This is a genomic window from Bradyrhizobium sp. 2TAF24, from assembly GCF_052115025.1.
Classification (GTDB): Bacteria; Pseudomonadota; Alphaproteobacteria; order Rhizobiales; family Xanthobacteraceae; genus Bradyrhizobium_A.
Map to the genome: position 1 here is coordinate 135,425 of NZ_JBFRFW010000003.1, position 13,053 is coordinate 148,477.

A 13,053-nucleotide genomic window follows, 5' to 3' on the forward strand; every position below is an offset into this window, starting at 1 on the left:
CGTCGGGTGAACACTCACAGGGGGAACCGGGACCATGGGCCGCAAGTTCCGCCCCTCGCCACCCCGGGCTGCCGGAAAACGCAAGTGTCCAAATTCCCTAGTGTGGCGACTGGCAATTGCCTATTCCCTTTGCGGCGCGTCTCTCATAGGCAATTGCGAGACAAAAGCCACACTAGCCCTTTGATCTTGCTCGTATCCCTATGTCTCCGAATGACCGTACGAGCGCGCGGCAAATTGGACGGTCATGCGGAGACGGGACGTGAGTGTCCCGATTCGCGCCGACAGGATAATGTATTCCAGCGGAGCCGCCAGCCCGCGCGGCGCCCGGCACGGCCGCCGGGCAGCACCCCCGCGCGACGGCCAAATCGTTGACGCCGCATGGGTTCCGAGCGTATGCCGCATGTCGACATCTTTGCGGACAGTCTACATATCTGCCTGCTCCGCGATCTGATTCCGGATTTTCAGCGAAGACCGATCTGAAATGACAGCCAAAGTCGCCATCATCATGGGAAGCCAGTCCGACTGGGAAACCATGCGCCATGCGTCGGAGACGCTGACCAGCCTGGGCGTCGCCCATGAGACGCGCATCGTGTCCGCCCATCGGACGCCGGATCGGCTCTACGCTTTCGCCAAGGGCGCCAAGGCTGCCGGCTTCCACGTTATCATTGCCGGCGCAGGCGGCGCGGCACACCTGCCGGGCATGACCGCCTCCCTGACCGAGCTGCCGGTGTTCGGCGTGCCGGTGGAGTCCAAGGCACTGTCGGGGGTGGATTCGCTCTACTCCATCGTGCAGATGCCGGCCGGCATCCCGGTCGGGACCCTGGCCATTGGCAAGGCCGGCGCCACCAACGCGGCGCTGCTCGCCGCCAGCGTGCTGGCGCTGACCGATGCCGGCCTCGCCGGCCGGCTCGCGGACTGGCGCAAGCGGCAGACCGATGCCGTGGGCGAGCGCCCGGAGGGCTCGGCGTGACGTCGTCTTCAAGGCAGGTGAAGCTGAAGCCCGGCGACACCATCGGCATTCTCGGCGGCGGACAACTGGGGCGGATGCTGGCGCTGGCGGCGGCTCGTCTCGGGCTGCGCGCCCAGGTGTTCTCGCCGGACCCGGACTCCCCGGCATTTGACGTGGTGCAAAGCGCCACCTGCGCCGAATATGCCGATGTCGAGGCGCTCGAGCTGTTCGCCACCGACGTCGACGTCATCACCTATGAATTCGAGAACGTGCCGGCGGCGACTGCCATGATCCTGGCAGCGCGGCGCCCGGTGCTGCCCGACACCAAGGTGCTGGAGACGACCCAGGACCGCCTCGCCGAAAAGAACTTCGTGACCCGGCTCGGCATCGCCACCGCGCGTTACGCTGACGTCGCTTCGGTGCAGGACCTCAAGGCCGCGCTGGCGGAGATCGGCACGCCCGCGGTGCTGAAGACGCGCCGCTTCGGCTACGACGGCAAGGGCCAGGCCATCATCCGCGAGGGCGACGACCTCGAGGCGGCGTGGGCCGACCTCGGCACCAAGTCCGCCATCCTCGAAGCCTTCGTGCCGTTCGAGAAGGAAATTTCCGTGATCGCGGCGCGCAGCGCCGACGGCCACGTGGTCTGTTTCGACGTCACCGAGAACGAGCACAGCGACCACATCCTGAAATACTCCCACGCACCGGCCCGGATCCCCGAGGCCCTGGCGGCGGAGGCGCGCGGCATCGCCACACGGATCGCCGAGGCGCTGGACTATGTCGGCGTCCTCGCGGTCGAGATGTTCGCGCTGCCGGGAACCGGCGCCGCGCTGCTGGTCAACGAGATCGCCCCGCGGGTGCACAATTCCGGCCACTGGACGCTGGACGGCGCCTCGGTGTCGCAGTTCGAGCAGCACATCCGGGCCATCGCCGGCTGGCCGCTGGCCAATCCGGTCCGGCATGGCGACGTGACCATGACCAACCTGATCGGGGACGAGATCGCCAGCTATGAGCAGTGGCTGACCGTGCCCGGCGCGACGGTGCACCTGTACGGCAAGGGGGCCGCCCGTCCGGGGCGCAAAATGGGCCATGTCACCGAGGTTAAACCCACGACGCCCGGGCCCTCCGGCGACTGAGCGGACCCTGTCGAAAAAGGCTGGAGCCATGCGCAAAAGTGGCCCCGGCCGGTGGACATTCACAGCTTGATCTGTTATGTCCGCGCCCTTGATACGAATGACGTGGCCTCTGCCGGTCCTTCGCAATCTTCCGAATTCAAATTTGATTAGACCACACAAAAGGATGCTGCGTGCAGGTTCTTGTCCGCGATAACAACGTCGACCAGGCTCTCAAGGCGCTGAAGAAGAAGATGCAGCGCGAGGGCATTTTCCGCGAGATGAAGCTCCGCGGTCATTATGAGAAGCCGTCCGAGAAGAAGGCTCGCGAAAAGGCCGAGGCCGTTCGCCGCGCCCGCAAGCTCGCGCGCAAGAAGCTGCAGCGCGAAGGCCTGCTGCCGATGAAGCCGAAGCCGGCTTTCGGCGCTCCGGGTGCTGACCGTGGCCGCCCCGGCGCAGGTCCGCGCGGCCCGCGCTGATCGTCGGCACGACGTTTCAAGAGATCGCGAACGCGGGTCCCTCGAGGCCCGCGTTTTTCGTTGCCGGGGCAACATCTGCCGCGCTCAGGATGCCTCGTTGAGGAAGCGGCGCGCGATCGCCAGCGCGCCATGGTCGTCGAGATCGACATGGGTTCCCTGCGCGAAGCCCTCGAACAGCTTCGGCGCCGGGGCGAGCGCGAACAGCCGCTGCCCCAGCGCGAAGGGCACGACCTGATCCTGCTCGCCATGCATCACCAGCAGCGGCACCTTGAGGGCGGCAATGCGCTGGTCGGACGCAAAGCGGTCGCGCATCAGCCAGCGTACCGGCAACCAGGGAAACTTGCCCGCGGCCACCTCCACGATCGAGGTATAAGGCGCCTCCAGGATCAGCCGCGCCACGGGCTGCGTGGTGGCGAGCGCGACCGCGACCCCGCTGCCTAATGAATAGCCCCACGGCACCAGCCGCGCCGGCGCATAGCGCGCGGCGGCAAAGTGATAGGCGGCGGCACCATCCCGCAGCAGCCCCTCCTCGGTCGGCGTCCCGGTCGAGCCGCCGTAGCCGCGAAACGACACCGCCAGCAGTCCCGTGCCGTCGGCGACCAGGGCGCGGAAGCGCGGTACGCGCCATGCCAGCACCTCGCCATTGCCATGGAAGAAGATGACCACCGGCTTTCCCGGCTTGGGCGGAACGTGCCAGGCGATGATCCGTTCGCCGTCTTCGGTATCGAGCTGAAGCGCTTGCGCCGCCGGAAAACCTGCAGCCGCGGGCGTCACCGCCTCGGTCTGCGGCACCGGATACAGCAGCGAACGCTGAAACGCGAACAACACGGCGACCACGGCGACATAACCCGCGGCCGCGACAAGGGCAGCCCAGCGCAGCAGCGTCACGGCACGCTCCTGTTCATGATCTGGATTGGGTCCCCGTGCCCCGTCCACGGAGCGGCGGGCGGCTGACGGTCATGACGGTGCCGCTACTGCGGCACCACCGCATGGATCATCGAACGCGCCGCGGACAGCACGTCGTCGGCAACGTTGGGGCGGGACGACGACGCGGTCGTCTGCAGGTCGAGCGGACGCCCCGCCGGAATATCGGCCGGCGGCACCGGCCGGTTGGCGTCGGCCACGGTCGACGCCGGAGCCGCAGAAGGCAGCAGAGGCCTCGTGGGGACAGCCTCGACCGGCGGCACGGCCACGGTCACCGGCGGCGGCAGGGGCTGCACGGTCGGCCGCGGTTGAGCCGGCGCGGCAACGATGCTCGCCGTCGCCGCCTCACGCGGCGGCATGACCGTGGCGGCCGGCTCGCGCGTATTCTCGCGAACAGCCTCGCGCGCGGGCTCGGCAGTCCGCGGCGCTTCCGCTGCGCGCGGCGGCTCGGAGGTTCGCAGCCGCTCGATGGCGGCCCGGGCAAGCTCGTTGGCGTCGCGGTCGCGCCGCTCGTCAGCGACTGACGGCGTCAGCACTGCGGTCTCGGTAGCGGAGGCAGTCGCCGCCGCCGGAGCCATTGGTGCGGCCGGCGCGTTGTGGACGACCGCCTTCTCACGTGGCGACGGGCGCCTCAGATCGATCACCCTGACGGCTTCCGCCGGCTTCTCGGCCTTGGTCTCGGTTGATTTAGTTTCAGTGGACTTGCCCCTGGCCGCGTCCGGCGTCGCCACGGCGGTCTCCGCCTTGGACGCCGCATCCTTGGCGATCTTGGATGTCGCGGTCTTGGGTGAGGTGTCCTTGGTGGACGCATCCTTGGGCGTCACATCCTTAGGCATCACATCCTTGGGCGTCACATCGCTGGCGCCCTGGTCATTGCTGCTCGCCGGCGCCGTCTTGGCGTAGGACGCCTTGGTGTCCGACTGCGCCTTGGGAACGATGTAATAGTTAACAATATAGGCGCCCACCACCGTCGCGATGATGGATGGAAAAATCTGCAAAAAGAATTGCGATACGTATTTCAACATGACGTCCGCGTGACCCCACCGCCTTGATCCCCGCGGGAGTGATGCTGGAACTTTTGGGCCGATTGAGGGATCAACTAAGACGGTTCGGTGGCAACGTTGACAAACACGTCACCATTCCTCGTTCCCGGTATTTCACAGGCTCGCCCGATCTGCCGCGCGATGGTGTTCCGCGCTGCCGCGAGCGTCCAGCCGGCGGCGACAGGCCGGCCCGAAACCCGGCAGCGGCGCCGCTCTAGGGCGAGAAAATCTTGAACAGATAGATCGCGAACACGACGAGGTGGACAAAGCCGAACAGCACATTGGTGCGCGGCGTGCTGAACGTCAGCATGCTGACGGCGATAGTGAGGAGGAGCACGACCATGTCCTGCTGGCTCAGGCCCAGCACCAGCGTCTTGCCCATGGTCACGGCGACCACGGCGACGGCCGGGATGGTCAGGCCGATGGTCGCCAGCGACGATCCCAGCGCCAGGTTGATGCTTTTTTGCAGGTCGTTCTTGCGGGCGGCGGAGATCGCGGCAAGGCCCTCGGGCATCAGGATCAGCAGCGCGACCACGACGCCGGCGAAGGCCGGCGGCGCGCCCATCATCTCGGTGGCGGCGTCGACCACCAGCGAGAATTTCTTGGCCAGCAGCACCACGGCCAGCAACGCGACGACCAGCAGCGCGAAATTGATCGTCAGCTTCTTGCCGAGCGGAATGCCGCTGTCGGGCGAGTCGTCGGTCTCGACGATGAAGTAGTCGCGGTGCAGCACCGTCTGGGTGTAGAGGAACACGGCGTACAGCGCGATCGTCACCAGGCTGACGAAGGTCAGCTGGCCGACGGTATAGACCGGCCCGGGCGCCGCGGTGGTGAAGTTCGGCATCACCAGCGTCATGGTCGCCAGCACGACCAGCACGCTGAGATAGATGCTCGAACCCGTCATCTGGAAATTCTGCTCGCGGTAGCGCAGGCCGCCCGCGAGGATGCAGACGCCCACAAGGGCGTTGCAGACGATCATGACGACGGCGAACACCGTGTCGCGGGCAAGCGTCGGAACCTCCTTGTCGCCGAGCATGATGGTGGCGATCAGCGCGACCTCGATGATGGTCACCGACATCGTCAGCACCAGCGTGCCGAACGGCTCGCCGATCTCGTGGGCGATGACCTCCGCGTGATGGACCGCCGCGAACACCGTGCCGAACAGGATGAACAGCAGCACCACCGCGAACACGAGGCCCGGCAGTGTTCGCGAAAAGTCGACGCCCAGGATCGTCGCACCGGTGAAGAACAGAACGGCCAGCAGCGGAAACAGCCACGACGATCGTGGCATCGGGCCATGGAGGTTCATGATGGCTGGCGCCCCACTCAGTTCGCGATACCGCGCAGGATGCGCCGACACCAAGAGCGGACGCAAGGGGGAGCACGCGCGGGAGCGCCCCTCAGCCAGCCCTCTTAAGTCTGGCAAAAAAGGCAACAGCCGAGACGGCCTGACGCCCTCTCCGGCCGGCCCTCAGGAGGTCCGGCTGAAATCCGGCGGCCGCTTCTCGACGAAGGCCCGCACCGCCTCGCGATGTGCCATCGTACCGGCGGCTGCGACCATGTTGGCGGCCTCGTGATCGAGTGACGACAGGAAGTCCGCCGTCAGGGCATGATCGAGATTGTCCTTGATCGCGGCAAACGCCGCCGCCGGACCGGCGGCCAGGCGTGTGGCCCAGGCCAGCGCCTCCGCCTGCAGCTGCGCGTCCGGCACCACGCGGTTGACGAGCCCCAGCGCCTCGCCGCGGCGGGCATCGATGCGCTCGCCGACCAACATCAGCTCGCGGGCCCGCGCCGGCCCGGCGAGGCGGGTCAGCAGCCAGGAGATGCCGTAGTCGCCGGTCAGGGCGATGCGGGCGTAGCCGGTCGCCATGAAGGCACTCTCGGCGGCGATCCGCAGGTCGCAGGCGAGCGCGATGGCGAGGCCGGCGCCAGCCGCCGCGCCGGGCAGCGCCGCGATGATCGGCTTGCGCAGCCCCATCAGCGCGCCGGTCAGGGTGCGCTGGCGCTCGCGCAGACGCGCCACCTTGTCGTCGAAGCTCATCTCGGACGCGGAAGCGCGATCCCCCATGCCCTTGACGTCGCCGCCGGCGCAGAACGCCGTGCCCGCCCCGGTGAGCAGCAGCGCGCCGATGGCGGGATCCTCGCCCATCTGGCGGATCATCCGCCGCAGCGCCGGTGTCAGATGATCCGACAGGGCGTTGCGGGCGTCGGGACGGTTGAGGGTGATGATGGCGACGCGGTCGCGCACGGAGCACAGCAGCTCGGGCGTTCCGGTCTCGATCGCCTGAGCGACCTCTGGGGCAGTCATGGCGGCCTCCTGCATGAGCGCCGCCGCAATATAGACCTGTCAGTGCCGTTTTGGCACTGACAGGTGAGTGCGAATTGCCGTTACATCGCCTTGACGATGCTCTCGGTGACCTTCTTGGCGTCGCCCAGCAGCATCATGGTATTGTCGCGATAGAACAACGGGTTATCAATGCCTGCGTAACCCGACGCCAGCGACCGCTTGATGAACATCACGGTGCCGGCCTTCCAGACCTGCAGCACAGGCATGCCGTAGATCGGCGAGGTCGGGTCTTCTTCGGCCGCCGGGTTGGTGACGTCATTGGCGCCGATCACGAAGGCGATGTCGGCCTGGGCAAACTCGGAGTTGATATCCTCGAGCTCGAACACCTCGTCGTAGGGCACGTTGGCTTCCGCCAGCAGCACGTTCATGTGCCCGGGCATGCGGCCCGCCACCGGGTGGATGGCATACTTCACCTCGACGCCTTCCTTCTTCAGGATGTCGCCCATCTCGCGCAGCGCGTGCTGCGCCTGGGCGACCGCCATGCCGTAGCCCGGCACGATGATCACCTTCTGGGCGTTCTTCATGATGAAGGCCGCATCATCCGCCGAGCCCAGCTTGACCGGCTTGGCTTCGCCGCCCCCCGCGCCGCCGCCGGCCGCCGCGGTCTCTCCGCCGAAGCCGCCGAGGATGACCGAGAAGAACGAGCGGTTCATAGCGTGGCACATGATGTAGGACAGGATCGCGCCCGACGAGCCGACAAGGGCGCCGGTGATGATCAGCGCCGAATTGCCGAGGGTGAAGCCGATGCCCGCGGCGGCCCAGCCCGAGTACGAGTTCAGCATCGAGATCACGACCGGCATGTCGGCGCCGCCGATCGGGATGATCAGCAGCGCGCCGAGCACCAGCGCGATGATGGTGATCAGCCAGAAGTCGACCTGGCTCTGCGACACCACGAGGCCGTAGATGAAGTAGACCAGCGCGAGGCCGAGCACGATGTTGATGATGTGGCGCGCCGGCAGGATGATCGGCTTGCCGCTCATGCGGCCCGACAGCTTGAGGAACGCGATCACCGAGCCGGTGAAGGTCAGCGCGCCGATGGCGACGCCGAGCGACATTTCGACGAGGCTCGAGCCGTGGATGTTGCCGCGGCTGCCGATGTCGAAGGCGCCGGGCGCATAGAACGCCGCCGCCGCGACCAGCACCGCCGCCATGCCGACCAGCGAGTGGAAGGCGGCGACCAGTTCCGGCATCGAGGTCATCGGCACGCGGCGGGCGATCACCGCGCCGATGCCGCCGCCGATGGCGATGCCGAGGATCACCAGCAGCCAGGCGATGCCACCGGACGGCGGATGCGCCGCAAGCGTGGTGCCGATGGCGATCGCCATGCCGGCCATGCCGAGGAAGTTGCCCTGCCGGCTCGACGCCGGGCTCGACAGCCCGCGCAGCGACAGGATGAAGAGCGCGCCGGCCAGAAGATACAGCAGCGCGGAAAGATTGGCGTTCATTTCAATGCCCCCCAGATCGCGCTTACTTCTGCTTCTTCTTGTACATCGCCAGCATGCGCTGGGTGACGAGGAAGCCGCCGAAGATGTTCACCGATGCGAAGATCAGCGCGACGAAGCCGAAGCCCCGCGCCCACAGCGAAGCCTCGCCGTCGCCGACCAGCGCGACGCCGACCGCGAGCAGCGCGCCGACCACGATCACCGAGGAGATCGCATTGGTCACCGACATCAGCGGCGTGTGCAGCGCGGGGGTCACCGACCACACCACGAAGTAGCCGACGAACACGGCAAGGACGAAAATCGACAGCCGAAACACGAACGGATCGACGGCCTGCACGACATGTTCCATGGCGGCTCTCCTTATGCGCTCTTCGGCTGGAAGTTCGGGTGGATGACCGCACCGTCCCTGGTCAGCGCGGTGGCCTTGACCAGGTCGTCGTCCCACTTCACCGCGAGCGCCTTGGTCGACTTGTCGACCAGCGTCTCGATGAAGGCGAACAGATTCTTGGCATAGAGCGCGGAAGCCGAAGCGGCGACGCGGCCGGCGAGGTTCGGGAAGCCGACGATCTTGACGCCGTCGAGGTCGACGACCTCACCCGACTTCACGCCCTCGACATTGCCGCCCCGCTCGACCGCGAGATCGACCAGCACGGAGCCCGGCTTCATCGACTTCACCATGTCGCTGGAAACGAGGCGCGGCGCCGGCCGGCCCGGGATCAGCGCCGTGGTGATGACGATGTCCTGCTTCTTGATGTGCTCGGCGGTCAGCGCGGCCTGCTTCGCCTGGTACTCCCTGGACATTTCCTTGGCGTAGCCGCCGGCAGTCTCGGCCTGCTTGAACTCGTCGTCCTCGACCGCGATGAACTTGGCCCCGAGGGACTCGACCTGCTCCTTCACCGCCGGGCGCACGTCCGTCGCGGTGACGATCGCGCCGAGGCGACGGGCCGTGGCGATCGCCTGCAGGCCGGCGACGCCGACGCCCATCACGAATACCTTGGCGGCGGGCACGGTGCCGGCCGCGGTCATCATCATCGGGAAGGCACGGCCGAACGCGTCGGCCGCCTCGATCACGGCGCGGTAGCCGGCGAGATTGGCCTGCGACGACAGCACGTCCATCACCTGCGCGCGGGTGATGCGTGGCATCAGCTCCATCGCGAACGCGGCGACGCCGGCATCCGCCATGCTCTTGAGCGCGGCGTCGTTGCCGTAGGAGTCCATGATCGCGATGACCAGCGCGCCGCGCTTGTAGGCGGCGAGCTCGCTCGCCTCCGGCCGCTTCACCTTGATGACGATGTCGGCGTCCTTGACCGCATCGGCGGTGACGGTTGCGCCCGCTGCCTGGTACTCGGCATCCGGCACGCCGGACTTGACGCCCGCACCCGGCTCGACCGCAACCTCGGCGCCCAGCGCCTTGAATTTCTTCACGGTCTCGGGCACCGCCGCGACACGCGGTTCGGCCGCATCGATTTCTTTGGCAATGGCAATTTTCATGTTTCCCCCCTGCGGCCGAACGGTCGCACACAATTCAGCCGCCGGCGACGAGCGCCGGCGGGACAGACGTGATCAGAGAAGGAAGATCGCCATCAGCACGACGAGCAGGACGACCGCGGTGGTGCCCCAGGTAACGAACTTCAGGAAGCCCTCGTAGGTGGCTTCGTGCGCGGGATAGTCGTTCCCGTCAGCGGTGGTGTAAGCAACTTCGTTGGCCATCGGTCCCCTCCAGCATCTTAAAAAAGGTATCGGGAATTAGCCCAATTGTGCATCAAGGGCAATGTCCGACGCTACCTTATCTGCCTGATTAAACGGCCCTAAACGGCCGATTAAAGAGCGCGCAAGCACCGCTTGCAATGCGATTCGGCCAAGTTTTTTCACGATGTGGGATTTGGGAGGCGGGCGCAGTCGACCGTGACTGCGCCCAACGGCCGGATCGTCCGCCGTCAGCCCATCGCCTCGAGCTCGGAAATCATGCCTTCGATCACCGACAGGCCGCCGTCCCAGAAGGTCGGGTCCTTGGCGTCAAGACCGAACGGCTTCAGCAATTCCGAATAATGCCGGGTGCCGCCGGCGGCCAGCATCGCGAGATAACGCTCGGCGAAGCCTTCGGCAGCGCGCTCGTAGACCGCGTAGAGCGAGTTCACGAGGCAGTCGCCGAACGCATAGGCGTAGACATAGAACGGCGAGTGGATGAAGTGAGGGATATACATCCAGTAGGTCTCGTAGCCTGGCTTGATCTCGATCGCCGACCCGAGACTCTCGCCCTGCACCGACAGCCACAGCTCGCCGATCCGCTCGGCCGTCAACTCACCGTTGCGCCGTTCAGTGTGCAGCGCGCGCTCGAACGAGTAGAACGCGATCTGCCGCACCACCGTGTTGATCATGTCCTCGACCTTGCCGGCGAGCAGCGCCTGGCGCTGCTTGCCCTCCTTGGTCGAAGCCAGCAGGCGCTTGAAGGTCAGCATCTCGCCGAACACGCTCGCGGTCTCGGCCAGCGTCAGCGGCGTCGGCGCCATCAGCGCGCCGTTCTTCGCCGCCAGCACCTGGTGCACGCCGTGGCCGAGCTCGTGCGCCAGCACCATGACGTCGCGCGGCTTGCCCTGGTAGTTGAGCAGCACGTAGGGGTGCGCCGACGGCGTGGTCGGATGGGAGAACGCCCCCGGCGCCTTGCCCGGCCGCACTGGCGCATCGATCCAGCGCTCGTCGAAGAAGCGTGCGGCGATGTCGGCCATCTGCGGCGAGAACGCGCCGTAGGCACCGAGCACCATCTTCTGCGCATCCGGCCAGGCGATAGTGCCGGTGGCGGCGAACGGCAGCGGCGCGTTGCGGTCCCAGTACGGCAGCGTCTTCTTGCCGAACCAGCGCGCCTTCAGCGCGTAATAGCGATGCGAGATGCGCGGATAGGCGGCGCGCACAGACGCCACCAGCGCATCCACCACCTCGCGCTCGACGCGGTTGGAGAGGTGGCGGGAATCGGCGATGTCGCCGAAGCCGCGCCAGCGGTCGGAAATCTCCTTGTCCTTGGCAAGCGTGTTGGTGATCAGCGCAAAAGTGCGCTCGTGCGCCTTGAAGGTCTTGGCCAGCGCCTGCGCCGCCGCCTTGCGCTTGTTCGGCGCGCGATCCTGCATCAGGTTCAGCGTCGGCTCGATCGCCAGGTCCTTGCCTTCGACCTTGAAGCGCAGCCCGGCAATGGTCTGGTCGAACAGCCGGTTCCAGGCGGCGTAGCCGCTGACCGACTTCTCGTGGAACAGCTGCTCGACACGGTCTTCGAGCTGATAGGGCTTGTCCTTGCGGATATCCTCCAGCCACGGCCGGTAGTGACCGAGCTCGGGCGTCTCCATCGCCTGCTCCAGCAGCGCATCGTCGACGCGGTTGAGCTCGAGCGTGAAGAACAGCAGGTGCACCGAGGCCGCCGTGATGCGCTCGGAGACGTCGCCATAGAACTTGGAAATCGCCGGATCGACGGTGTCGCCGGCATGGACGAGACCGGCGAACGACACCAGCCGTCCGGCGAGGTCGTCGATCGCCTCGAAGGCGCGCACGGCCTCCGCGAGCCAGATGCCGCCTTTGGCCGCGGCGACCCCTTCGGCGAGCTTGCCCTTGTAGGCGGTCTCGAACCCGACGCAGTCGGCGTCGAGCTTGTCGAGGTCGCGCGCGATCTCCGGCGCGTCGATCGACGGATAGAGATCCGCCAGGTTCCACTCCGGCAGCCGGCCCTGCGTACTCTTTGCCGCAGCCTTGCGGGCCGGCTTCGCAGCGGCCTTCGGGGCGGTCTTGACGGCTTTGGCGGGCTTGGCTGTGGGCTTGGCGGCGCGGCGGGTCGCAGGTTTCGCAGGCATGAAAGGGGTGAACCTCGGAAGCGGAGACGAACGGACGGACACAGCGCGAACCGACGGCACACGCCCGCGTCCAACCACAGCATATGTGCCGCAAGCGGATTCGATCAACCGTCGATCCCATGACGTTCCGATGACCGGGCCGTCATGCCGCCGGCATCAGGGTGCGGCGACGTGGAACGCCAGGGTCGCGTTGTAGAGGTCGCTGTCGGCGAGTTGCCGCAGTTTCGCCGGCTTCACCTCGTGGTCGATCGCGAGCAGGTGCGGGCCGGCCTTGACCAGCGGGATCGCGACGATGCCCGTGGCGTCGCTGCGGAATTTCGGAATGTCGTTCTCGGCCATCGCGGTGACGCCATCGCCGCGCTCGACCAGAACGCCGGCGAGCGGCCTGCCGCGGAACAGCACCTTGACCCGCAGGGTCGCGCCGGGTGCGGCGATCGCCGGATCGGACTGCGGCACCAGCTCGAGCTCGTGGCCGAGCACCCTGCTCCAGGGCGCGTCGCGGCCGGTGACGGCCTTGGCGAACTTCACCGACCACATGCCCTTGCGCGCGTCGGGATACATCAACTTGCTGCTGTTGCGGAAGCTGCCGTCGGCGGTCTGCACCCAGAAACCGTTGTCGTAGCGCGCCGCCAGCAGTTCGGCCCGACCGGTATCGGGGGCAGTGAGCACGAACGTGCCGTCGACGACCGCGGGCGTCAGCTTGCCGATCAGCGAGGTCGCGCCCTCGCGCGTGATCGCTTCGATATCCAGCACCTTGTCCGCCAGCGGCGGCGGCCGGTCCCCGGGATGGCCGTAGTTGACCACGACGCGCGCGCCGGCGCCCTCGCCGGTGCGCGACAGCCAGAGGTCATGGGCCTCGGCGGCCGGTGCCACGGCGAGACTGGCCGCGACGGCGGCGAGCGACAGGAAACGGACCATCGTCTTCAT

General features: G+C 67.0%; 13 protein-coding genes. 3 read left to right on the top strand and 10 right to left on the bottom strand.

Going from position 1 to position 13,053, the window contains the following annotated elements; genetic code table 11:
- Positions 1–481 precede the first annotated feature (481 nt).
- The 3 genes from purE to rpsU all read left to right on the top strand — a co-directional run bounded on the left by purE (position 482) and on the right by rpsU (position 2,537).
- Positions 482–970 carry a 5-(carboxyamino)imidazole ribonucleotide mutase gene (purE, locus tag AB4Z37_RS06550; RefSeq protein ID WP_441515894.1) on the top strand — a complete coding sequence of 163 codons (489 nt, stop codon included), beginning with the start codon at positions 482–484 and terminating at the stop codon, positions 968–970.
- Positions 967–2,082, top strand: coding sequence for a 5-(carboxyamino)imidazole ribonucleotide synthase (locus tag AB4Z37_RS06555; RefSeq protein ID WP_441515895.1), 1,116 nt, complete (start codon positions 967–969; stop codon positions 2,080–2,082). The genes purE and AB4Z37_RS06555 overlap by 4 nt, the downstream gene beginning before the upstream one ends.
- 170 nt (positions 2,083–2,252) lie before the next feature.
- The gene (gene rpsU / locus AB4Z37_RS06560; protein ID WP_441515896.1) at positions 2,253–2,537 is read left to right on the top strand and encodes a 30S ribosomal protein S21; all 285 of its coding nucleotides are present in this window, start codon (positions 2,253–2,255) and stop codon (positions 2,535–2,537) included.
- An 84-nt stretch (positions 2,538–2,621) separates the two neighbouring features.
- Here rpsU and AB4Z37_RS06565 read toward each other — a convergent pair whose 3' ends face one another.
- The 10 genes from AB4Z37_RS06565 to AB4Z37_RS06610 form a co-directional block, all read right to left on the bottom strand.
- Entirely contained in the window at positions 2,622–3,425 is an 804-nt protein-coding gene (locus tag AB4Z37_RS06565) for an alpha/beta hydrolase (protein ID WP_441515897.1), read from the bottom strand.
- Between the two features lie 83 nt (positions 3,426–3,508).
- Positions 3,509–4,486: a hypothetical protein gene (locus AB4Z37_RS06570; RefSeq protein ID WP_441515898.1), complete on the bottom strand. Its 978-nt coding sequence runs from the start codon at positions 4,484–4,486 to the stop codon at positions 3,509–3,511.
- Between the two features lie 232 nt (positions 4,487–4,718).
- A complete protein-coding gene (locus AB4Z37_RS06575; protein ID WP_441515899.1) occupies positions 4,719–5,813 on the bottom strand; it encodes a calcium:proton antiporter in 1,095 nt (364 codons plus the stop codon).
- A gap of 162 nt (positions 5,814–5,975) precedes the next feature.
- On the bottom strand, positions 5,976–6,812 hold the full coding sequence (locus AB4Z37_RS06580) for an enoyl-CoA hydratase-related protein (RefSeq protein WP_441515900.1): 837 nt from the start codon (positions 6,810–6,812) through the stop codon (positions 5,976–5,978).
- An 80-nt stretch (positions 6,813–6,892) separates the two neighbouring features.
- Positions 6,893–8,296, bottom strand: coding sequence for an NAD(P)(+) transhydrogenase (Re/Si-specific) subunit beta (locus AB4Z37_RS06585; protein WP_441515901.1), 1,404 nt, complete (start codon positions 8,294–8,296; stop codon positions 6,893–6,895).
- A 22-nt stretch (positions 8,297–8,318) separates the two neighbouring features.
- Positions 8,319–8,642, bottom strand: coding sequence for a proton-translocating transhydrogenase family protein (locus AB4Z37_RS06590; protein WP_211966814.1), 324 nt, complete (start codon positions 8,640–8,642; stop codon positions 8,319–8,321).
- An 11-nt stretch (positions 8,643–8,653) separates the two neighbouring features.
- Positions 8,654–9,784: a Re/Si-specific NAD(P)(+) transhydrogenase subunit alpha gene (locus tag AB4Z37_RS06595; protein ID WP_441515902.1), complete on the bottom strand. Its 1,131-nt coding sequence runs from the start codon at positions 9,782–9,784 to the stop codon at positions 8,654–8,656.
- Between the two features lie 72 nt (positions 9,785–9,856).
- On the bottom strand, positions 9,857–10,003 hold the full coding sequence (locus tag AB4Z37_RS06600; RefSeq protein ID WP_441515903.1) for an aa3-type cytochrome c oxidase subunit IV: 147 nt from the start codon (positions 10,001–10,003) through the stop codon (positions 9,857–9,859).
- Between the two features lie 227 nt (positions 10,004–10,230).
- The gene (locus tag AB4Z37_RS06605; protein WP_441515904.1) at positions 10,231–12,126 is read right to left on the bottom strand and encodes a M3 family oligoendopeptidase; all 1,896 of its coding nucleotides are present in this window, start codon (positions 12,124–12,126) and stop codon (positions 10,231–10,233) included.
- A 156-nt stretch (positions 12,127–12,282) separates the two neighbouring features.
- Complete coding sequence (locus AB4Z37_RS06610; RefSeq protein ID WP_441515905.1) at positions 12,283–13,053, bottom strand: DUF4198 domain-containing protein; 771 nt, start codon at positions 13,051–13,053, stop codon at positions 12,283–12,285.

Coding starts and splice junctions, on each gene's coding strand:
- purE (WP_441515894.1), top strand. CDS start 482: ATGACAGCCAAAGTCGCCATCATCATGGGAAGCCAGTCCGACTGGGAA.
- AB4Z37_RS06570 (WP_441515898.1), bottom strand. CDS start 4,486: ATGTTGAAATACGTATCGCAATTCTTTTTGCAGATTTTTCCATCCATC.
- AB4Z37_RS06575 (WP_441515899.1), bottom strand. CDS start 5,813: ATGAACCTCCATGGCCCGATGCCACGATCGTCGTGGCTGTTTCCGCTG.
- AB4Z37_RS06580 (WP_441515900.1), bottom strand. CDS start 6,812: ATGACTGCCCCAGAGGTCGCTCAGGCGATCGAGACCGGAACGCCCGAG.
- AB4Z37_RS06585 (WP_441515901.1), bottom strand. CDS start 8,296: ATGAACGCCAATCTTTCCGCGCTGCTGTATCTTCTGGCCGGCGCGCTC.
- AB4Z37_RS06590 (WP_211966814.1), bottom strand. CDS start 8,642: ATGGAACATGTCGTGCAGGCCGTCGATCCGTTCGTGTTTCGGCTGTCG.
- AB4Z37_RS06595 (WP_441515902.1), bottom strand. CDS start 9,784: ATGAAAATTGCCATTGCCAAAGAAATCGATGCGGCCGAACCGCGTGTC.
- AB4Z37_RS06600 (WP_441515903.1), bottom strand. CDS start 10,003: ATGGCCAACGAAGTTGCTTACACCACCGCTGACGGGAACGACTATCCC.
- AB4Z37_RS06605 (WP_441515904.1), bottom strand. CDS start 12,126: ATGCCTGCGAAACCTGCGACCCGCCGCGCCGCCAAGCCCACAGCCAAG.
- AB4Z37_RS06610 (WP_441515905.1), bottom strand. CDS start 13,053: ATGAAGACGATGGTCCGTTTCCTGTCGCTCGCCGCCGTCGCGGCCAGT.